We start from the raw sequence: 19,008 nt of genomic DNA on the forward strand, positions 1-19,008 counted from the left end.
AATCCTGACCTGCGGGGTTGGCAAGCGCGTGACGCATGAGGTTTAACCGTCGCCACGAGCTTGAAATAGAAGGCCGCAGGAAACCTCCATGAACCGCATGATCGCCGCCGCATCGGCCGCCGTTCTGTCGCTGACCGTCGCCGCCGGCGCTGCAGTCGCACAGGATTTTCGCGCCCTGGCGCAACAGGACCTTCAGGCCGCGCATGACGCCCTGGCCGCCAACCATCCCGCCGCCGTGATCCCCGGCGCGCCCAGCGAAGCCTTCCGCACCTGGATCGACGCTGGTCTGGCCGACGCGCAAGGCAAGGTCGGGCGCGTCAACAGCGGCGACAGCCACGCCTATCTGATGCGCTACTACGCCAACGGTTTCCGCGATTCGAACATCGCGATCCGCCCGACCTACGAGGGCCTCGGCCCGTTCTTCGCGACCAGCTGGCCGGGGGTGACCACGGCCTGGCGCAATGGCGAATATGTCGTTTCCTATGTGAAGCCGGGCGTGCGCAACGTGCCGCCGGTCGGCGCGACCTTGGTCAAATGCGGCGACAAGACCGCCGCTCAACTTGCCGAAGAGCGGCTGGACCGTTGGGAAGGCGACCTGACGACCGAGGCCGGACGCGTCCGCACCGCCCCCTATCTGCTGTGGAACCGCAACAACCCCTTCACCGGCGGCGTGCCTTCGCTATGCACCTTCAAGGTCGGTCGTCGCGATCGTGACTTCCAGATGCAGCCCCAGCCGGCCGACGCCGCCAGCCTGGAGGCCGCCTACCGCGCCACCATCTACATGCCCGGCGCCAACCCGCTGTCGGTCGAGACGGTCGACGGCCGTCCCTGGATCCACGTCCACACTCTGGCGGATGACGCCGGATGGGACGCCTTCTTCGCCGCCGTCGAGGCCCAACTGCCCGCCATTCGCGGCGCGCAAGGTCTGGTCATCGATCTGCGCGGCGCGAACGGCGCATCGCTGAACGCCACGGGCAAGGGCTATGGCCTGGCCAACCGCATCTGGACGCCGGAATTCACCGTCAGCCGTCAGCCGGAAGCCGGCTCGATCACCTATCGCGCCACGACGGCCAACCGTCAGTGGTTCGCCGACACCCTGGCTCGGATGCAGGCCGATCCGCGCTTCGTCGCCGAATCCGGTCCGGTGATCGAACAGACCCAGGCCATCGTCGCAGCCTTCGATTCGGCGCTCGCCGCCAATCAGCCGACCTTCACCATGCCGGGCCGCCCGTCCGTGGCGGATACCGGCGCGGCCAACCCGGTCGCCGGTCAGGTGGTGGTCCTGGTCGACAGCGGCTGCACCAGCGGCTGCCTGGATACGCTGGACCTGCTGACGCGCCTGCCGAACGTGCGCCTGGCCGGATCGGTGACGGCGGAAGACTCGATCTTCATTGAGCCGACCGTGCTGCGCCTGCCGTCGAACTATGCCGAGCTGACCTATGGTCATAAGGCCTGGACGACGCGTCAGCGCGGCAACGACGCACCCTTCACCCCGGCGCAGGGCCTCGCCTACACGGGTTCGGCGACCGACGAGACCGCCGTGCGCGCCTGGGTCGGCACGCTGTTCCAGTAAAAACGCAGCGCCGAACGGATCAGGGGGCGGGCAGGGGGTGGAACCTCGGCCCGGCCCTTCCCATTTGCAGACCATGACCGATCTCGCCCAAACCTCCGAAACCCTGCGTTCGCCCTCTGGCTATGATCTGACTCCTCCCGACGACGCAGAGCGCGCCCGTCTGGAAGCGGACCTGAACGCCGAGGAAAAGCGCGTCCTGCTGTCCCACGGCACCGAGGCGCCCTTCTGCGGCACCCTGCTGGGTGAGAAGCGGGCGGGTGTCTTCTGCTGCCGCGAATGCGGCCTGCCGCTGTTCAGGAGCGGAACCAAGTTCGAGAGCGGCACCGGCTGGCCCAGTTTCACTCAGCCTGTGGACGACAGCCACGTCCACGAGATTCGCGACACCAGCTACGGCATGGTCCGCATCGAGACCCAGTGCGCCCGCTGCGGCAGCCACCAGGGCCACGTCTTCCCGGACGGCCCGCCGCCGACTGGAAGTCGCTATTGCATCAACTCGGTCGCGCTCAGTTTCGTCGCCGAAGGCGAGGCCTTGCCTGACCCATTGCACCGGGGTGACGGCGTCGCCTGACCTTGGCCTCAATCGCTGTGCTAGGATGATTTCGAACGGAGGCGGCCCATGCTGATTGCAGGTTTCTTGGCGAGTGCGGCTCTTGTCGCGGCGGTCGGTGATCCCGACGGCGTCGTTACGACCGCGCCGTCCAACGCCCCGACCCTGGCCCAGGCCATGGCGGCCGCGCCTCAGGAATCGGTGACCGCTCCGACGGCTCAGGACGCTGCTCCGCACGGCCTGACGACCGAACAGCAGATCCAGAACTGGATCAGCTCGCGCACGCCGGGCGCCAGCTTCGACGAAGGCGCCGAGGTCGGTCCGCCGGCCGAGCGCAAGATGCACGGCATGGTCGAGGCTGGAATCGGCACCGGCGGCTATCGCAGCTATGGCGCCGCTGTCTCCCTCCCTGTCGGCGAGAACGGTCGTCTGGACCTGGCCTATCGCGAGGGGCGCAACGAGCCTTGGGGTTATGGCTACGGCGGTTATGGCCTGCGCGGACCGGGCTTCTATTCGCCATACGGCGGCGGCTGGCGCGGTCGGGGCTATGGCGCGGACACCACCACCAAGTCGCTGTCCATGGGCTTCAGCTGGAACAAGGACGGCGACGCGGACGAGCGCGATACGTATCGTCGAGGGCTATACGGCTACGATTGATGGTCGCCGCGACTATCGCTGAAACTCAAAAAGGCCCGGCGAAAGCCGGGCCTTTTCAGTTCTCAGATGGTGCCGCCGGGGGGAATCGAACCCACGACCTCAGCCTTACCAAGGATGCGCTCTACCACTGAGCTACGGCGGCCCCGACTGAGGAAGCGGCCGTATAGCCAAACCCTTCCGGGGAGGGAAGCGCCTTTTTGATCCTCCGAAAGAAAGTTTGGACATGGCCCGGTATCACGGCATCATCCGGCCATGACTCACCCTCCGCATGATGCCGATACGCCTGCCGCCGCTTCTGCTGCGACGCCGCCCGTCGAATCGGGGCCGGAATTCGAAATCGCGCGGGCCAAGGCCGAGAAGGCGATCCGTCTGGCTTCGGCCCTTCGCGCCAACCTGCGTCGTCGCAAGGCCCCGGCGCGGACGCCTGCGACGCCGCGCGACAGCAACTGACGCATCGCAACTGAAAGTCATCGGCTCGCGACCTCGCAGCCCTTTGGCAAGCGTCCAACGGCTTGCTAGAGAACCATCCCCCGAGGCGTTTCCTTCGGGTGCGCTTAAGGACGTCATGGACAGCATCGCCATTCAGGGCGGCGCCCAGCTTTTCGGGGACATCCCCGTCAGCGGCGCCAAGAACTCCGCCATCAAGCTGATGGCCGCCTCGATCCTGACGGATCAGCCTCTGCTGCTGACCAATATGCCGCGTCTGGCGGACACCCGGTTCCTGGGCCAACTGCTGCGCCAGTTCGGCATCGAAGTGACCGAGCGCGACGGCGCAGACGGGCAGGAGAGCCTGTTTCATGCGGCCGAGCTGACCTCGACCTTCGCCCCCTATGATCTGGTTCGCCAGATGCGGGCCTCGTTCAACGTGCTGGGGCCGCTGCTGGCGCGCACGGGCGAGGCCAAGGTGTCGCTGCCCGGCGGCTGCACCATCGGCGCGCGTCCGGTGGACCTGCACCTCCAGGCGCTGACCGCGCTGGGCGCCGAGATCGAGCTGGACGAAGGCTATGTCACTGCTCGCGCACCCAAGGGGCTGCAAGGGGCCGAGATCGAGTTTCCGTTCGTTTCGGTCGGGGCCACCGAACACGCGCTGCTGGCCGCCGTACTGGCGCAGGGGACGACCGTGCTTCGCCGCGCCGCGCGCGAACCCGAGATCGGTGATCTGGCTCAATGTCTGACCGCCATGGGCGCCAAGATCGAGGGCATCGACACGGATGTTCTGACCATCACCGGCGTCTCGTCGCTGAACGGGACGACCTGGTCGGTGATTCCCGACCGAGTCGAGATGGGGTCCTACGCCGTCGCGGCCGCCATGGCGGGGGGCGAGGTGCGACTGACCAAGGCGCGGGCCGAACTGATCGGCTCGTTGACCGACAAGATGATTGAGGCCGGGATCGAGGTGTCGCCCACCGCCGATGGCGTGCTGATCAAGCGCGATCCGAAGCAGCGGCTGAAGGCCGTCGATGTCGAGACGGCCATCTATCCGGGCTTCGCCACCGACCTGCAGGCCCAGTTCATGGCCCTGATGACGACGGCCGAGGGCGTCAGCACGGTGCGCGAGACCATTTTCGAGAACCGCTTCATGCATGTGCCGGAACTGGCGCGGCTGGGGGCGGACATCTCGGTCCACGCCGGCGAGGCCCACGTCAACGGCGTCGAGGTGCTGCACGGCGCCCAGGTCATGGCGACCGATCTGCGAGCTTCCATGTGCCTGGTCATCGCGGGCCTGGTCGCCGAAGGTGAGACGACGGTCGGACGCGTCTATCATCTGGATCGCGGCTTCGAGCGTTTGGAAGAAAAGCTCGGCGCGTGCGGGGCGGACATTCGACGCATAAAAGGAACAGGTGATGAGCACTGAGATCGACGGCGTCATTTCCGAAGCGAAGGCGCCGGTCGAACCGCTGCGCCTGCTGGCCGAGGATGCCGACGATCTTCAGATCATTTCCGCCGCGCTGCAGGACGCCATCCTGCGGCCGGTCGATATCGTGTGGGAGAAGAGTGCGCGCACTCTGACCATCGCCTTCAGCCGCTTCTGCTGGGAATGCGGCGAGACGCGGGTGATGTGCGCCATGCAGTTCGGCGACGTGCTGGCGGTCAAGAGCCGTCGCCTGTCGCGCAGCCCAGACGCCTCGCTGGAATTGCTGGCGCTCGATTTCATCCCGACGGATGCGCCCGGCGGCAAGGTCATCCTGATGTTCGCCGGCGGCGGGGATCTACGGGTCGACGTCGAATGCCTGGACGCGGTGGTCACGGATATTTCTGAGCGGTGGCCGGCGCGTGTGGCGCCGACCCACCTCGACGGCCCGGACCTGGACGCCCCCAAACGCGATGAAGGGAATGCGGCATGAGCGGTCCCCACAAGCTGGCGTCGGTCGAACTGGACGCGGTCACCTTGCCCGCCGCGACGGCCGAGATCGAGCATGAGCGCCGGGTCGCCATCTTCGATCTGGTCGAGAAGAACAGCTTCGAGCCCGTCGGCGCCGAAGGTGGACCCTATAAGCTGAAGCTGTCTTTGCAGGACAATCGTCTGGTGTTCGACATCGACGGCGAGAACTTCAACCGCACCTACGCCATCAGCCTGACGCCGCTGAAGGGCGTGATCAAAGACTATCTGCTGATCTGCGACAGCTATTACGAGGCCCTGCGCGGCTCGTCTCCCAGCCAGATCGAATCGGTCGACATGGGCCGGCGTGGCCTGCACAACGAGGGGGCCGACCAGTTGAAGACACGACTGGACGGCAAGATCGTCGTCGATCATGAAACGGCGCGGCGGCTGTTTACGTTACTGTGTGCGCTCTACCGTCGCGGCTGACCTCGACTATCTCTGCGTTTTCGGGCATTAGGCCCCTCCATTCCGCCCCTCGCGCCCGCCCGGCGTGGGGTCGAACGCATTTTAATCGGGCGTGAGAGGCCGCATGGCTAAGGAAGAACTACTTGAGTTTCCCGGCACCGTCAGCGAACTGCTGCCGAACGCCACCTTCCGCGTGACGCTTGAGAACGACCACGAGATCATCGCCCACACGGCGGGCAAGATGCGCAAGAACCGCATCCGCGTGCTGGCCGGCGACAAGGTCCTGGTCGAAATGACCCCCTACGACCTGACCAAGGGTCGCATCACCTATCGCTTCAAGTAAGTGAGCGCGGGTCGTCCCGAACTGGTGCTGGCTTCGGCCAGCCCGCGCCGCATCGAACTGCTGGCGCAGGTCGGGATCACGCCCGACCATATCGATCCCGCCGACATCGACGAGACGCCTCTGAAGGGCGAGACGCCACCGCGTCTCGCCGAACGTCTGGCGACCTCGAAGGCTCAGGTCGTGGCTGCACGGCGTCCCTACGCCGTAGTCATCGCCGCCGATACGGTCGTGTCGGTCGGTCGTCGCTTCCTGGAGAAGGCGGCGGACGAGGCTGAGGCGATCCGTTTTCTGAAGCTGTTGTCCGGCCGCAATCACCGCGTCTTCACCGGCGTGGCGGTGGTGCGTGACGGCAAGCTGTCGTCGCGCGTCAACGAGACGCGCGTGACCTTCAAGCCGCTGTCGGACCACGAGATCGCGACCTATGTCGCCACAGGCGACTGGCGTGGCAAGGCCGGCGGCTATGGCATCCAGGGGCCGGCCGGCGCCTTCGTCCAGCGAATCGTCGGCAGCCATCCTTCGGTGATGGGTCTGCCGGTCTATGAGGCCGTCCAGCTGTTGAACGGCGTCGGCTGGCGCGCATGAGCGGCGCGGTCGAGGTCTTCCTCGACGAGACGCCCGGCGAGACGCGCGGCGTGGTCATGCGTGACGGGCGCTACACCCATCTTTTGATCCATCGCGAAAACGACCCGGCCCAGACGCGGCTCGGCGCCCGGTTGATCGGCCGCGTGACCGAAGTGAATCAGGGCCTGCGCGGCGCCTTCGTCGATATCGGCGCCGATACCGCTGCCTTCCTGCCCTTTCCTCGCAACGAGCGCCTGAGCCAAGGCGAACGGCTGGAAGTCGTCGTCACTGCCGAGCCTCGGACCGGGAAGGGCGCCGTGGTTCGTCGCCTTGGGCCGGGGGAGGGAACGCCCCGCCTGCTTCAGGCCGCGCCCAGTATCGCCGAACAGTTGCGCGAACTCGCGCCCGACGAGGAATCAATCGTCGGAATCGCCGCCATCGACGCGGTCATAGAGGCTGAGGAAGAGGCGCTGGCCCGGTCCTGCGTCTTCGGGTCGCACGGAATCGACCTGGCCATCGAACGCACTCGCGCCCTGGTGGCCGTGGACATCGATTTCGCCTCGATGCCCGGTCGTGATCCGAAACAGGCGAGAGCGGTCGCAAATCGTGAGGGGCTAAGACAGGCGGCGCGGCTGATCGGGCTTCGGAACTGGTCCGGTCTGGTCGTCATCGACCTGGTCGGGGATGGTCAGGACGCCGAGGCGCAGTCCAAGAGCGCCAGGGCCGCCTTCGCCCACGAACCGCAGGCCGTTTTCGGACCCGTCAGTCGATTCGGCCTGTTGCAGGTGTCGCTGCCTTGGCGACGCACGCCGATCGAGGAGGTGTTGCTCGACGCCAGTGGACGGCCGTCGGTCCAGACGCGCGCCCTATCGCTTGTGCGGCATCTACGGCGTCAGCTCTTGTCCGACACTCTATCCCCGCGCATCACCGCACGCTGCGCGCCGGAGGAAGCCGCCATCGCCAGCCCAATGGCGGCGCGACTGGGGCCGCGGGCCCATGTGCAGGCCGACGTCGCCGTCCCCGTCGGACGCGGCAATATAGAAGAGAGTTGAGCCATGGCGACCTGCCCGATCTGCCGCAAGGCCGACGCCGATCCCAAGTACAAGCCCTTCTGCTCGCGCCGCTGCTCCGAGGTCGACCTGCAGCGTTGGTTCACAGGCGGCTACGCCATTCCGGCCGCCCTGGACGAGGGCGCCGAAGATGATGGCGAAAAGGACTGATTGGGCGCTGGACAGGCGGAAAAGCCTCCCCTATAGACCCGCCTCTCGCGACGCCGCGTCGGCGCCTGGATAGCTCAGCTGGTAGAGCAGCGGATTGAAAATCCGCGTGTCGGTGGTTCGAACCCGCCTCCAGGCACCATCACTTTCCTCACATCGATCACTATGCGTTTGAGGCATCACATGATGCTCCTGCGTGTGGCTGTCGCGTGACTACCCTTGGCGTATGAGGCTTGATTGGTCGTTGTTTCGTTCGATCTGGTAAGATTTAGCCGCAATGCGACGATCTGCGACAAGCTTGCTCCAAATGACGCGCGATCATCATGAAAATGTCGCGCGTCGGCGTTTTAATGCCAAGGTCGAGTGGAACTTTTCTCCATGTCTCTCGACGGGTTAAAAGCCGCTCTTGTCCCTTGACGCTCCGGTAAGGGTTCGTCAAAGGGTTGAGACGCCTTCCCAAGAAGGCGTTAATACGGATTACAGGAGACGCGCTCTCCGAAGGTTCGATCATCAGAGGCTGGGCGGGCGACCGGACGGCCTCTACCGAAGATTTCAACGGGCCCGGATCCTCGATAGGACGGGGCGCGTTGAAGGAAACATTTCAGGTTGGGGGGCGGTCGCTGACTATGGCCGCACCTTTGGTTCCACGAGTCAGACCAAGCAGGAACTGGCGAATTATGCTGAACAGCAAAAAGACGAACATCCTTCTCGCCATGGCGGGCGCCGCCGCGCTGATGGCGAGCTCGCCGGTCCTGGCTCAGGCCCCGGCCGAGCCGACCCCGGCTGCCGCACCTGCGGCGACCCCGACGGCAATGGCTCCGGCCGCCGACGCGGCCAACCCCGAAAGCATGAACGAAGCCGTTGGCGGCGGTCACGGCGGCGACATCACGCCGATCTCCATGTTCATGGAAGCCACGGTCGTCGTTAAGGTCGTCATGGCCGGCCTGCTGCTGGCCTCGATCCTCTCGTGGACCCTGCTGCTCATCAAGCTGTTCGAGTTCGGCGCTCTGAACCGCAAGACGGATAACTTCCTCGAAAGCTTCCGCGGCGCTCGCACCATCGCTGACATGCGCGCCGTCTCGACCCAGGAAGAGTTCGACGGCAACCCGCTGGCCGACATGGCCGCCGCCGCCACCGAGGAAGTCGAGCTGTCGCGTCAGGCCGGTCTGTCCGTCACGGGCGATCACCTCGACTCGGCTCTGGGCCGCGCCGCCGCCGCCGTCACCGCCGTTCAATCCGGTCTGGCCCTGCGCCTTTCGGGCGGACAGCAGTTCCTGGCTTCGGTCGGCTCCATCGGTCCGTTCGTCGGACTGTTCGGCACCGTTTACGGCATCATGAACTCCTTCATCGGCATCGCGCAGTCCAACACGACCAACCTGGCCGTCGTTGCTCCGGGTATCGCCGAGGCCCTGCTGGCCACCGGTATCGGTCTGTTCGCCGCTATCCCGGCCGTTGTGTTCTACAACTACTTCAACACGCGGATCGCCGCCTACGGCACCCGCGCCGACGGCTTCGCTGCTGAGCTGCTGAACGGCATCTCGCGTCAGCTCGACAAGGGAGCGTAAGACGGATGGCCGCCAAGATTAAAACGGGCGGCGGCGGCAACCAGGTCGAGGCCAACAGCGATATCAACGTCACGCCTTTTGTTGATATCATGTTGGTCTTGCTCATCATCTTCATGGTCGCGGCTCCGCTCGCTTCCGTGTCGGTGCCCGTCGAGTTGCCAATCGCCGTCGCCAAGGCGGCCCCGAACCCGCCCAAGCCGGTCTATATTTCGATCCAGAACGACGGCGACGTCTATGTGGGCGACTTCAGGACCGACGTCGGATCCCTGGGTGAAGATCTGAAAGAACAGATCGGCGCCCGGAACCCGGCGGATGAGCGGATCTTCATTCGGGGCGACCAGAACACCCGTTACGGCGACTTCATGCAGGTCATGAATGCGCTTCAGGATAACGGCTTCTATAGTGTTGCACTGGTCGGCGAAGACCAGGCGACGAGTTAGGGTGCGGAGATAGAATGACAGACGTCGAATATCATCGCAGTCGTTACGACGTACCCAAGAAGAAGGGCTTCATGGGGGTTTCCTACCCCGTGCTGATCGTCTGCCTGCTGGTCGTCACCATCCTGTTCGCTCTGCTGATCTTCTTCTTGCAACAGTCGAAGTTCAAGCTGAAGGAGTTCAACTACGTCGACGAGTCCGTCGAGGTCGAGTTGGTCGAGCCGGTTCCGCCGCCTCCGCCGCCCCCGCCCCCGCCGCCTCCGCCGACGGATACGCCTCCGCCGCCGAAGCTTCAGGTTCGCGTGCCGGCTCCGGTCCCCAACGTCATGCCGCCTCCGCCGGTGAACATCACGCCGACGAAGAAGGAAGACCGCGTTGAATATACGGGCCCGCCCGTCAATATTCCTGGACCGCCGCCTCCGCCCGCCCCTCCGGCTCCGGCCCGTCCGGCGACCATCACGAACGTCTCGTGGTCGCGCCAGCCCCGTCCCGAGTTCCCCGCCCGCGCCCAAGAGCGTGGTATCGAGGAGGGAACGGTCGTCCTGCTTTGCTCGGTTCAGGCCAATGGTTCGGCTACGAACTGCAGTATCGTTTCCGAAACGCCATCAGGCGCCGGATTTGGTCGTGAAGCTGTGGCGTCCATGCGTTCTGCGCGCTTTGCGCCAGGTACGGTGGATGGTGTCGCTCAAGGCGGACAAGCGCGCTTCACGGTTCGCTTCCGCCTCCAGTAGGCCTAGTCTTGCAGTCAACAGAACGCCCCGGCATCCGCCGGGGCGTTTTTGTTTGTTCATGCCGCACTCTATGCTTGATTGGTTGGTGAGGCCTCGGTAGAGAACGCGCCTCGCGATGCGCGGGCCGCCTTAGCTCAGTTGGTTAGAGCGCCGGTTTGTGGAACCGGAGGTCCTCAGTTCAAGCCTGAGAGGCGGTACCATCGCAAAGCACGGCCGGGCTTGCAGCCCGCCGTCGCAGCGACCATCTCCTGATCATCGGCCGCCACTTTAGGGTTTTGGGTCGATCCCCAACATCGACAGGAGAAAGCCTCATGAAGACGCGCAAGCTGGGTCCGAACGGTCCCGAGGTTTCGGCCATAGGGTTGGGCTGCATGGGCATGAGCGCTTTCTACGGCGGCTCGGACGAGGCCCAGTCCATCTCGGTCATCCATCGCGCGCTCGATCTCGGCATCACCCTGTTCGACACCGCCGAGATGTACGGCCCCCACACCAACGAGGTCCTGGTGGGCAAGGCGCTGAAGGACCGGCGCGATCAGGCCTTCATCGCCACCAAGTTCGGCATCAACTACAACGCCGACCGCACCAAGCTGATGACCGACGGCAGTCCGGCAAACGTTCGCCGCGCCATCGAGGGCAGTTTGCAACGCCTCGGCGTCGATCACGTCGACCTCTACTATCTGCACCGCGTCGATCCGGACACGCCGATCGAGGAGACGGTCGGGGCGATGGCCGAACTGGTCAAAGAGGGCAAGGTCCGCTTCCTGGGCCTGTCCGAGGCCGCGCCGGAGACCCTGCGCAAGGCCCATGCGACTCATCCGATCACGGCGCTGCAGACGGAATATTCGCTGTGGACGCGCGATCCCGAGGAAGAGCTGTTCTCGGTCGTGCGCGAACTGGGCATCGGCTTCGTGCCGTACAGCCCCCTGGGCCGGGGGTTTCTGTCGGGCGACATCACCTCGATCGACGATCTGGACGCCGACGACTTCCGTCGCACCAATCCGCGCTTCATGGGCGAGAACTTCCAGAAGAACCTGGATCTGGTGGACGCCGTGAAGACCATCGCCGCAGACAAGGGTGTCACCGCCGCCCAACTGGCCCTGGCCTGGGTGCTGGCGCAGGGCGAGGATCTGGTCCCGATCCCCGGCACACGCCGCATCGCGACCCTGGAGCAGAATGCGGCGGCTGCGGATGTCCTTCTGACGCTCGAAGATCTGGCGCGGATCGAGGCGGTCTTCCCCAAGGGCGCCGCGACGGGGCATCGTTACGCCGAGGCGGCGCGAGCGGCCCTGAACCGCTAAGGCCGATAGGCGGACATGAAAAAAAGGCCCGGTCGGATCGCTCCGGCCGGGCCTTTCGTCTGTCTGGCGCTTCGATCCTACTGGATGCGGGTCCAGGTCTGGGTCTTGCACAGGGGGGCGACGACGCAGCCGCGCAGATTCAGGCTGTTGTCACCGGTCATGGTGATGGTGCCGCGATAGGTGCGGCCGTCAGCCGGGTTGTAGACCGAGCCGTTGCGCCATTCGGTCGGGCCGCCGGTGAAGCCCGTCAGCATGGGCAGGTTGCGAAGCGTGCGGCTGCGCAGGGCGGTGTCGCGGTTCTGCGTGTCGCGGGCGTTGGCGTCGGCGCGGATATGGTTCGACGTGACCAGCGTGCCGCACAGCGCCTGACCACAGCGCGCGATGCGAACCTGGCCGCCGTTGGTCGGCGTCTGCCACAGGCCGGTCGGATCGCCGGCCAGGGCCGGGGAGGCGAGGGCGGCCACCAGGGTGGCGGCGGCCAGCATGATCTTGATCTTCATAGTCGTTCCCTTTCGTCGGGCGGTTTCGCCGCCCGTTGAAGGCGACGTTGATCCCGGTTTCAGTTGAAAACAAGGCTGAAACAACGGGTATCGCCAACGAAAACCGGACCTTAAGTCAACTTTGAGCGTCGATCAGGCCCAGCCATTCGTCCTCGGTCAGGACCTGGACGCCGTGCTTCTCGGCGTCCTTCAGCTTGGAGCCGGCGCCGGGGCCGGCGACCAGATAGTCGGTCTTCTTCGACACCGAGCCAGAGACCTTGGCGCCCAGGCTTTCGGCGCGGGCCTTGGCTTCGTCGCGGGTGAAGCGTTCCAGAGCGCCGGTGAAGACCACGGTCTTGCCCGCGACCGGGGTGTCGGACTTGGGGCGTTCGGCGTCGAGGATTTCGGTGAGTTCGGCCTCTAGCGCCGCGACGACCTGAAGATTGTGCGGCTCGTGGAAAAAGTGGGCCAGGGCCAGGGCGGCGACGGGGCCGACGCCGGTGACGCCGGCGATCTGATTCAGGATTTCCGATGGGCCTTCCTCGCGCGCCACGCGGGCCAGTTCGACTAGGCCGGACCAGTCGTCCGTCATCGTCGACAGCGAGCGGCGGGCCGGGGCGGCCATGCCGGGGAAGGCCTGGCTGATCTTCATGTCCAGCGTGGCTTCGGGCCAGGGATCGGCGACGGGGGGCGTCGCCTCGGCCATCAGGGTCAGGACGCGGGGCGATATGGCGTGGGCGGCGGCGAGGGCGGTCCAGGCGTCGGACGGCACGCCCGAGGCGGCCTGGAGACAGGCGGCCTTCAGCGCGGACCAGCTTTCGAAGGCGCGGGCCAGGACGATGGAAGTCTGTTCGCCGATGTCGCGGATGCCCAGGCCGAACAGGAACCGGTCCAGCGAGATGACGCGACGGGCGTCGATGCCGGCGACCAGGTTGCGAATGCTGGTCTCGCCATAGCCGTCGTCGCGCTCCAGTTCCTTCAGCCGCGCCTCGTCGCGGGCAAGGCGGAAGATGTCGGCCGGCTCCTTGATCCAGCCGCGCACGTTGAAGGCGACCAACTGCTTTTCACCCAGGCCCTCAATGTCGAAGGCGCGGCGGCCGACGAAATGTTTCAGCCGTTCGACGATCTGGGCGTCGCAGATCAGGCCGCCGGTGCAGCGGCGCTTGACCTCGTCGCCCTCGCGTACAGCCTCCGAGCCGCAGACCGGGCATTTGTCGGGGAAGACATAGGGGACGGCGTCGGCGGGACGTGACTCGGGGACCACGCCCAGGATCTGGGGGATGACGTCGCCGGCGCGTTGCAGGCGCACCGTGTCGCCGATGCGGACGTCCAGACGTTCGATCTCGTCTTCATTATGCAGGGTGGCGTTGCGGACGACCACGCCGCCGACGGTGACGGGGTGGAGCCGGGCGACGGGGGTCAGGGAGCCGGTGCGGCCGACCTGGATGTCGATGCCCTCCAGCACCGTGGTCGCCTGTTGCGCCGGGAATTTGTGGGCGATGGCCCATCTGGGGCTGCGGGCGACGAAGCCCAGGCGGCGCTGCCAGTCGAGGCGGTCGACCTTGTAGACCACGCCGTCGATGTCATAGCCCAGGGTCGCACGGTCGCGTTCCAGTTCGCGATAGACGGCGATCAGGCCCTCGGCGCCCTCGACCCGGCGCGAACGGGCGTTGACGGGGAAGCCCCAGGCCTTGAGCTTTTGCAGGGCCTGCCACTGGGTCTCGGCGAAGTCGCTGGAATGTTCGCCCCAGGCGTAGGCGGAGAAGTTCAGCGGGCGCTTGCCCGTGATCCGGGCGTCCTTCTGGCGCAGGGAGCCGGCGGCGAAATTGCGGGGGTTCGCGTAGGTGCGGCGGCCTTCGGCTTCCGCTGCGGCGTTGAAGGCGGCGAAGGCGTCGTTGGGGGCGTAGACCTCGCCCCGGATCTCGATCCGGTCGGGCCAGTCGTCGCCGGCTAGGGTCTGTTTCACATCGGCGATGGTGTTCAGATTGGCGGTGACGTCCTCACCCGCACGACCGTCGCCGCGCGTGGCGCCGATGGTCAGCCTGCCGTCGACATAGAGGAGGTTGGCCGACAGGCCGTCGATCTTGGGCTCGGCGACGAAGGCGATGGGTTCATCGGCGGGCAGTTTCAGGAAGCGGGCGATGCGGGCTGTGAAGTCGCGCACCTCGCCCTCGTCGAAGGCGTTGTCCAGCGACAGCATGGGCACGCCGTGGCGGACCTCGGCGAACTGGCTGGAGGCGACGGCGCCGACCTTGTTCGACGGGGAGTCGGGGCGGACCAGGTCGGGGAAGGCGTTCTCGATCGCCAAGTTGCGGGCGCGCAGGGCGTCGTAGTCGGCGTCTGAGATCTCGGGCGTCGCCTCTGCGTAGAGGGCGTCGTGGCGGGTCATTTCGTCGGCCAGCCAGGCCAGCTCCTCCGCCGCCGCGTCCGGCGTCAGGGAGTCGATGGAAACGGGTGAGGGAATCATCGGGGCCATGAGGATCGTCTTATCATCTGCGGCGGCGCCTGCATGACAGAACCGTATGCTGACGGCCGGGGGAAGGGACGCTAGGCTGACGACCCAGCCTCGGAGCCTGCATGAATCGTTCGCCTTTTCCTATCCTCCTGACCGCCGCGCTGGTGCTGAGCGGGTGTGTGGCCGCGCCCGCCGCCCCGGTCGAGCAGGCACCCGCCGCAGCGGTGGAGATGGGGCCGAGCCAGTTGCTGGAGGACGTTCGCATCCTGTCGGCGGATGACATGGAGGGGCGCGACACCGGATCGCCGGGCGGCGAGCGGGCGCGGGCCTATATCGTGTCCCGGCTGGAGGCGATCGGGGTGCAGGCGCCGCCGTTCGGACGGCTGCAGCCGTTCCAGGCCTCGGGTCGGGCGGCGGAGGGGGTGAAAGCCTTCAGCGGGGTCAATATCGTCGGGCTGATCCCCGGGACGCGGGTGCCGGATCGCTATATCGTCGTGACGGCCCATTACGATCACGTCGGCGTCAGCGGCGACCAGATCTACAACGGCGCGGACGACAACGCCTCGGGCGTGGCGACGATGCTGGAGATGGCCACGCGGCTGAAGGCGAACCCGCCCGAGCACAGTGTGCTGATCGTCGCCTTGGACGGCGAGGAGCGGGGGCTGCTGGGGGCGCGCGAGTTCGTGCGGACGCCGCCGGTCCCGCTATCGTCCATCAGCCTGAACCTGAACTTCGACATGACGGCGCGGGCCGAGACGGACGGTCATCTGTGGGTCACGGGGACCTATCAGCACCCGCAGCTGCGCCCCGTTCTGGAGGCCGTCGCGCAGCAAGGGCAGGTCTCGTTCGCCTTCGGCAAGGACACGCCGCAGGATACGGGCGAGAACAACTGGGTCGATGCGTCCGACCACGGCGCCTTTCACGAGGCGGGCGTGCCGTTCCTCTATATGGGCGTGGACTATCACCCCGACTATCACCGCCCGAGCGACGACTTCGAGCGGATCACCCCGGCCGTCTTCACCAGCGCGACCGAGATCGCCATCGCCGGGTTCCGGGCGCTGGACAGGGCGATGGACCGGTGATGCGTCGGCTTGCGGCGGCGCTGTCGCTCTGCGTGCTGGCGTTGGGGGCGTGCGAACGACGGGAGGCGAAGGCGCCCGTCGCAGATAGTGCGCCCCCTGCGGCCGTGGCGTTCAGCCACCGGCTGAGCGAGGACATTTCCGGCGAATATCGCTCGGCGCCCGATGCGGAAGGCGGCACGACGTCGCTGTTCATCGGGCAGACGACGGCCTTCGCCAGCTGGGAGGCGGGAGATCGCACGGCGCCGCCGCTGCTTCTGACGCTGACGGGGCCGGGTGGGGAGGCGCGGATCACGCCAGAGGCCTATGTCGTCACCGACGATTCCGTGCAGATGAGGGGCGCGACGCCTGACGGTGGAGTTGTCCAGTTTCAGGCTCGTCTCGACCAGGGCGCGCTGGCCACCGCGCGTAGAAACCTGGGGGACCACACGCCTGTCCTTACCGGGACGGTGACAGTGGACGGACGGCGCACGGCCGTCATCCTGAGCCGGTGGGGCGGGGACTGATCAGAGCGCCAGGCGGACCAGCAGATACACCCCTCCGGCGATCGCGGCCCACAGCAGAAGGCTGAGCCCCACCAGCAAGGCCGACGGAGCGTTTTCCCGACCAGCGGGGCCCGGTGGGGGATCGCTTCAGATTCACGTCCGCCGGAGAGGCGAGGGGCGCGACGGGCGGGAGGGTTTGGCGGGCACGATGCAACCTGTGATAGCGAAGAAGACGCCGGTCAAGAAGTCTGGGCTTGCGCGTCCAGGCCGTAAACGCATGAGGAGTTGCCAAAATTGCAACCTTGAGAAATAGTCCGCCGGGGAGGGCGGACCGATGGCGATAGCGGAGGCCGCTGGGCGGCGGCAGGCGCGGGTGCGTCCGAACACGTCTCGACGTGGTGGCGACCAGGCGCGGTGGATCCGCGTGCTCGACGTCGTCGTCTCGCTGGCTGCGATTCTGTTCTTTCTCCCGCTGATGGTTCTGACGGCGCTGGCGATCCGGGGCCAGGATGGCGGGCCGGCGTTGTTTCGTCAGGCGCGGCTGGGGCGGGGCGGCGTGCTGTTCGATTGCCTGAAGTTCCGGTCGATGGCCGTCGACGCCGAGGCCCGTCTGCCCGATCTGATGGACGCGGAATGGGCGGCGGCGCGCAAGTTCAGGCGCGACGCCCGCGTGACCCGCCTGGGGCGCGTGCTGCGGCTGTCCAGCCTGGATGAACTGCCCCAACTGATCAACGTCTTGAGGGGGGAGATGTCCCTGGTCGGGCCGCGTCCGATCGTGCTGGGCGAGGCGCAACTGTATGGACGGCGGCTGCAAGCCTATTGCGCGGTGCGGCCCGGCCTGACCGGTCTGTGGCAGATTTCCGGCCGCAACGACGTGGCTTATTGCCGTCGCGTGGCCATGGATGTCTGGCTGGTCAGAAACGCCTCGGTCCGCGTCTACCTGATGATCCTGGCCCGGACGATCCACGCTGTCTTGAGCCGAAGAGGCGCCTGTTAGGACGAGATCGTCGTTATCGTCGGCGGGCGGATCGGTTTTCGCAAAAGAGCCGTCGATCATCCGTAAAACTTCCGCCGAACCTTCATGATCCAGCGCATGCGCCGTCACACGGCGTCCCTAATGACTGTAGCCGGGCAGGAGGGGCGATCACGTCGATGCGGCCGGGCATGAGCTCGGACGTCCCCTGCCGTAGCTCTTTGACCAGACACACGGTGGACTGACGATGACCGGCCTTCAGATGAAAAACCTGCTCGTGGCATGCGCCAGCGCGCTCGCCCTCGCCGCCTGCGGCTCCGCCGAAGTGGCCTCGCCTGGAGAAGGCGATTTCGGCAACGGCGGCGGCAATGGCGGCGGCGGCGGCCCGACCACCCCTGCTCCTGGCACACCTGCCGCCGACTGCCCCACCGGCCTGTCGAACGTCGGCACCATCGCCAACAACAGCCTGCGCGTCTGCCAGCTGCCGCAACAGGTTCTGGGCAATCTGACCCTCGCCGTGCGCGCCGGCACCATCTATTCGATCACCGGCCGCACCGAAGTCGGCACGGACCGTGGCATCGACCCGGCGTCGACGACGGGAACGCAGGGCATCCTGACCATCGAACCGGGCGTCAAGGTGTTCGCTTCCGGCGGCGGCGACTATCTGATCGTCAACCGCGGTTCGCAGATCTTCGCCGAAGGCACCGCGACCAACCCCATCATCTTCACCAGCCGTCAGAACATCGAGGGCACGACCGCCGAGTCCTCGCAGGGCCAGTGGGGCGGCATCGTCCTGACCGGCCGCGCACCGCAGGCCAACTGCCAGCTGACGGCTCCCGTCACCTGCACCGGACAGGTCGAAGGCACCAACGCCTTCTACGGCGGCAATACGCCCGCCGATAACTCGGGCCGCCTGCGTTACGTCCAGATCAAATATTCGGGCTTCGAGATCTCGACCGGCAACGAGCTTCAAGCTCTGACCCTGGCCGGCGTCGGCTCGGGCACGACCCTGGAATACATCCAGTCGTACAACAGCTCTGACGACGGCATCGAGATCTTCGGCGGCAACGCCAACCTGAAGCACATCGTCATCAACGGCGCCGACGACGATGGTCTGGACACCGATACCGGCTGGCGCGGTGGCGCCCAGTTCGGCATCGTGACCCAGCGTGCGCCGAACTCGACCAGCCGCTCGGCGGCCTTCGAGTTTTCGTCCGCCCCCGCTTCGACGGCCTACGCCTCGCGTTACCTGTCGCAGCCCAAGATCGCCAACTGGACCCTGGTCGGTCGTAACTCTTCGATCGACGCGCACACGGTCATGCACTTCGACACCGGCACCAATCCGAACCTGATCAACATCGTCGCCACCTCGACGGCGGGTTCGGTCGCCGGCTGCTTCGACATCGCCGATGTCGATACCCAGACGAGCTTCGACAGCGGTACGACGCCGTCGCTGCGTTCGATCTACATGTCCTGCTCGGTCTCCTACCGTCCGGCGAACGTCGCGCGCTCGACGGCTGTGTTCACCAACGCCCGCAACACCAATGTGACCGCTGCGGGCACATCGACCCTGACAGCCCCGGCTTCTGGTACGACCCTGACTAACCAGAACCTGGCCTTCATCAACGGCGCCAACGAAACCGCCGTGACGGCGATCGATGCGAAGACGGTCTATCCGTTCTTCGACACCACCACCTACGTCGGCGCCGTGCGCAACGCGTCCGACACCTGGTGGCAGGGCTGGACCTGCGGCCTGACCGCCGGCTCCACCTGCTGACGATGACAGCGCCGGCGGCGACCATGGGGTCGCCGCCGGTTCT

Annotated in this window: 21 protein-coding genes and 3 tRNA genes; 21 read left to right on the forward strand and 3 right to left on the reverse strand. The window is 66.3% G+C overall.

Going from position 1 to position 19,008, the window contains the following annotated elements:
- The first annotated feature begins 88 nt into the window (after positions 1-88).
- From EGY25_RS14455 to EGY25_RS14465, 3 genes are all read left to right on the forward strand, one after another.
- Complete coding sequence (locus EGY25_RS14455; protein WP_135195733.1) at positions 89-1,573, forward strand: hypothetical protein; 1,485 nt, start codon at positions 89-91, stop codon at positions 1,571-1,573.
- Between the two features lie 73 nt (positions 1,574-1,646).
- A complete protein-coding gene (msrB, locus tag EGY25_RS14460; protein ID WP_135195734.1) occupies positions 1,647-2,141 on the forward strand; it encodes a peptide-methionine (R)-S-oxide reductase MsrB in 495 nt (164 codons plus the stop codon).
- Between the two features lie 48 nt (positions 2,142-2,189).
- Complete coding sequence (locus EGY25_RS14465) at positions 2,190-2,777, forward strand: hypothetical protein (protein WP_209308099.1); 588 nt, start codon at positions 2,190-2,192, stop codon at positions 2,775-2,777.
- A gap of 67 nt (positions 2,778-2,844) precedes the next feature.
- Here EGY25_RS14465 and EGY25_RS14470 read toward each other — a convergent pair.
- Positions 2,845-2,919: transfer RNA gene (locus EGY25_RS14470), tRNA-Thr, on the reverse strand.
- A gap of 110 nt (positions 2,920-3,029) precedes the next feature.
- On the opposite strand from EGY25_RS14470, the gene EGY25_RS14475 reads away from it, so the two are divergent.
- From EGY25_RS14475 to EGY25_RS14540, 14 genes are all read left to right on the forward strand, one after another.
- Positions 3,030-3,227: a hypothetical protein gene (locus EGY25_RS14475; RefSeq protein ID WP_135195735.1), complete on the forward strand. Its 198-nt coding sequence runs from the start codon at positions 3,030-3,032 to the stop codon at positions 3,225-3,227.
- A 115-nt stretch (positions 3,228-3,342) separates the two neighbouring features.
- Positions 3,343-4,632, forward strand: a complete 1,290-nt coding sequence (gene murA / locus EGY25_RS14480) for a UDP-N-acetylglucosamine 1-carboxyvinyltransferase (RefSeq protein WP_135195736.1) — start codon at positions 3,343-3,345, stop codon at positions 4,630-4,632.
- On the forward strand, positions 4,622-5,122 hold the full coding sequence (locus tag EGY25_RS14485; RefSeq protein WP_135195737.1) for a DUF2948 family protein: 501 nt from the start codon (positions 4,622-4,624) through the stop codon (positions 5,120-5,122). Before murA ends, EGY25_RS14485 begins: the two co-directional genes overlap by 11 nt.
- On the forward strand, positions 5,119-5,586 hold the full coding sequence (locus EGY25_RS14490; protein ID WP_135195738.1) for a UPF0262 family protein: 468 nt from the start codon (positions 5,119-5,121) through the stop codon (positions 5,584-5,586). The genes EGY25_RS14485 and EGY25_RS14490 overlap by 4 nt, the downstream gene beginning before the upstream one ends.
- A gap of 103 nt (positions 5,587-5,689) precedes the next feature.
- Positions 5,690-5,908, forward strand: a complete 219-nt coding sequence (infA, locus tag EGY25_RS14495; RefSeq protein WP_008261544.1) for a translation initiation factor IF-1 — start codon at positions 5,690-5,692, stop codon at positions 5,906-5,908.
- Positions 5,909-6,490, forward strand: a complete 582-nt coding sequence (locus EGY25_RS14500; protein WP_135195739.1) for a Maf family protein — start codon at positions 5,909-5,911, stop codon at positions 6,488-6,490. It begins immediately after the preceding gene.
- Positions 6,487-7,521 carry a ribonuclease E/G gene (locus tag EGY25_RS14505; protein WP_135195740.1) on the forward strand — a complete coding sequence of 345 codons (1,035 nt, stop codon included), beginning with the start codon at positions 6,487-6,489 and terminating at the stop codon, positions 7,519-7,521. The genes EGY25_RS14500 and EGY25_RS14505 overlap by 4 nt, the downstream gene beginning before the upstream one ends.
- Before the next feature lie 3 nt (positions 7,522-7,524).
- On the forward strand, positions 7,525-7,689 hold the full coding sequence (locus EGY25_RS14510; RefSeq protein ID WP_135195741.1) for a DNA gyrase inhibitor YacG: 165 nt from the start codon (positions 7,525-7,527) through the stop codon (positions 7,687-7,689).
- A 63-nt stretch (positions 7,690-7,752) separates the two neighbouring features.
- Positions 7,753-7,828, forward strand: a tRNA-Phe gene (locus tag EGY25_RS14515).
- 535 nt (positions 7,829-8,363) lie between these two features.
- A complete protein-coding gene (locus EGY25_RS14520; protein WP_135195742.1) occupies positions 8,364-9,251 on the forward strand; it encodes a MotA/TolQ/ExbB proton channel family protein in 888 nt (295 codons plus the stop codon).
- A 5-nt stretch (positions 9,252-9,256) separates the two neighbouring features.
- Positions 9,257-9,691 carry a biopolymer transporter ExbD gene (locus EGY25_RS14525; RefSeq protein ID WP_135195743.1) on the forward strand — a complete coding sequence of 145 codons (435 nt, stop codon included), beginning with the start codon at positions 9,257-9,259 and terminating at the stop codon, positions 9,689-9,691.
- A 14-nt stretch (positions 9,692-9,705) separates the two neighbouring features.
- The gene (locus tag EGY25_RS16875) at positions 9,706-10,419 is read left to right on the forward strand and encodes an energy transducer TonB (RefSeq protein WP_135195744.1); all 714 of its coding nucleotides are present in this window, start codon (positions 9,706-9,708) and stop codon (positions 10,417-10,419) included.
- A 123-nt stretch (positions 10,420-10,542) separates the two neighbouring features.
- Positions 10,543-10,619 (forward strand) — tRNA-His (locus EGY25_RS14535).
- Positions 10,620-10,730: 111 nt separating this feature from the next.
- Positions 10,731-11,717, forward strand: a complete 987-nt coding sequence (locus EGY25_RS14540) for an aldo/keto reductase (RefSeq protein ID WP_135195745.1) — start codon at positions 10,731-10,733, stop codon at positions 11,715-11,717.
- Between the two features lie 77 nt (positions 11,718-11,794).
- Here the strand turns inward: EGY25_RS14540 and EGY25_RS14545 are convergent, their stop codons facing one another.
- Positions 11,795-12,217: a DUF2147 domain-containing protein gene (locus EGY25_RS14545; protein ID WP_135195746.1), complete on the reverse strand. Its 423-nt coding sequence runs from the start codon at positions 12,215-12,217 to the stop codon at positions 11,795-11,797.
- Positions 12,218-12,332: 115 nt separating this feature from the next.
- Positions 12,333-14,663 carry an NAD-dependent DNA ligase LigA gene (gene ligA, locus EGY25_RS14550; protein WP_209308121.1) on the reverse strand — a complete coding sequence of 777 codons (2,331 nt, stop codon included), beginning with the start codon at positions 14,661-14,663 and terminating at the stop codon, positions 12,333-12,335.
- A gap of 110 nt (positions 14,664-14,773) precedes the next feature.
- On the opposite strand from ligA, the gene EGY25_RS14555 reads away from it, so the two are divergent.
- The 4 genes from EGY25_RS14555 (at position 14,774) to EGY25_RS14570 (ending at position 18,965) form a co-directional block, all read left to right on the forward strand.
- On the forward strand, positions 14,774-15,733 hold the full coding sequence (locus tag EGY25_RS14555) for a M28 family peptidase (RefSeq protein WP_135195748.1): 960 nt from the start codon (positions 14,774-14,776) through the stop codon (positions 15,731-15,733).
- A complete protein-coding gene (locus tag EGY25_RS14560; protein ID WP_135195749.1) occupies positions 15,733-16,236 on the forward strand; it encodes a hypothetical protein in 504 nt (167 codons plus the stop codon). The genes EGY25_RS14555 and EGY25_RS14560 overlap by 1 nt, the downstream gene beginning before the upstream one ends.
- A 313-nt stretch (positions 16,237-16,549) precedes the next feature.
- Entirely contained in the window at positions 16,550-17,212 is a 663-nt protein-coding gene (locus EGY25_RS14565) for a sugar transferase (protein ID WP_135195750.1), read from the forward strand.
- Positions 17,213-17,435: 223 nt separating this feature from the next.
- Positions 17,436-18,965: a hypothetical protein gene (locus EGY25_RS14570; protein WP_135195751.1), complete on the forward strand. Its 1,530-nt coding sequence runs from the start codon at positions 17,436-17,438 to the stop codon at positions 18,963-18,965.
- The last annotated feature ends 43 nt before the right edge of the window (positions 18,966-19,008 follow it).

Origin of the sequence: Brevundimonas intermedia, assembly GCF_004614235.1 — a bacterium.
GTDB lineage: Bacteria > Pseudomonadota > Alphaproteobacteria > Caulobacterales > Caulobacteraceae > Brevundimonas > Brevundimonas intermedia_A.

Excerpts from the sequence above, each read along its gene's own strand:
- EGY25_RS14525 (WP_135195743.1), top strand. The coding sequence starts at position 9,257 with ATGGCCGCCAAGATTAAAACGGGCGGCGGCGGCAACCAGGTCGAGGCC.
- EGY25_RS14475 (WP_135195735.1), top strand. The coding sequence starts at position 3,030 with ATGACTCACCCTCCGCATGATGCCGATACGCCTGCCGCCGCTTCTGCT.
- EGY25_RS14570 (WP_135195751.1), top strand. The coding sequence starts at position 17,436 with ATGACCGGCCTTCAGATGAAAAACCTGCTCGTGGCATGCGCCAGCGCG.
- murA (WP_135195736.1), top strand. The coding sequence starts at position 3,343 with ATGGACAGCATCGCCATTCAGGGCGGCGCCCAGCTTTTCGGGGACATC.
- EGY25_RS14545 (WP_135195746.1), bottom strand. The coding sequence starts at position 12,217 with ATGAAGATCAAGATCATGCTGGCCGCCGCCACCCTGGTGGCCGCCCTC.
- msrB (WP_135195734.1), top strand. The coding sequence starts at position 1,647 with ATGACCGATCTCGCCCAAACCTCCGAAACCCTGCGTTCGCCCTCTGGC.
- EGY25_RS14485 (WP_135195737.1), top strand. The coding sequence starts at position 4,622 with ATGAGCACTGAGATCGACGGCGTCATTTCCGAAGCGAAGGCGCCGGTC.
- EGY25_RS16875 (WP_135195744.1), top strand. The coding sequence starts at position 9,706 with ATGACAGACGTCGAATATCATCGCAGTCGTTACGACGTACCCAAGAAG.
- ligA (WP_209308121.1), bottom strand. The coding sequence starts at position 14,663 with ATGATTCCCTCACCCGTTTCCATCGACTCCCTGACGCCGGACGCGGCG.
- EGY25_RS14465 (WP_209308099.1), top strand. The coding sequence starts at position 2,190 with ATGCTGATTGCAGGTTTCTTGGCGAGTGCGGCTCTTGTCGCGGCGGTC.
- EGY25_RS14560 (WP_135195749.1), top strand. The coding sequence starts at position 15,733 with ATGCGTCGGCTTGCGGCGGCGCTGTCGCTCTGCGTGCTGGCGTTGGGG.
- EGY25_RS14505 (WP_135195740.1), top strand. The coding sequence starts at position 6,487 with ATGAGCGGCGCGGTCGAGGTCTTCCTCGACGAGACGCCCGGCGAGACG.
- EGY25_RS14520 (WP_135195742.1), top strand. The coding sequence starts at position 8,364 with ATGCTGAACAGCAAAAAGACGAACATCCTTCTCGCCATGGCGGGCGCC.
- EGY25_RS14490 (WP_135195738.1), top strand. The coding sequence starts at position 5,119 with ATGAGCGGTCCCCACAAGCTGGCGTCGGTCGAACTGGACGCGGTCACC.
- EGY25_RS14565 (WP_135195750.1), top strand. The coding sequence starts at position 16,550 with ATGGCGATAGCGGAGGCCGCTGGGCGGCGGCAGGCGCGGGTGCGTCCG.
- EGY25_RS14555 (WP_135195748.1), top strand. The coding sequence starts at position 14,774 with ATGAATCGTTCGCCTTTTCCTATCCTCCTGACCGCCGCGCTGGTGCTG.
- infA (WP_008261544.1), top strand. The coding sequence starts at position 5,690 with ATGGCTAAGGAAGAACTACTTGAGTTTCCCGGCACCGTCAGCGAACTG.
- EGY25_RS14540 (WP_135195745.1), top strand. The coding sequence starts at position 10,731 with ATGAAGACGCGCAAGCTGGGTCCGAACGGTCCCGAGGTTTCGGCCATA.
- EGY25_RS14455 (WP_135195733.1), top strand. The coding sequence starts at position 89 with ATGAACCGCATGATCGCCGCCGCATCGGCCGCCGTTCTGTCGCTGACC.
- EGY25_RS14510 (WP_135195741.1), top strand. The coding sequence starts at position 7,525 with ATGGCGACCTGCCCGATCTGCCGCAAGGCCGACGCCGATCCCAAGTAC.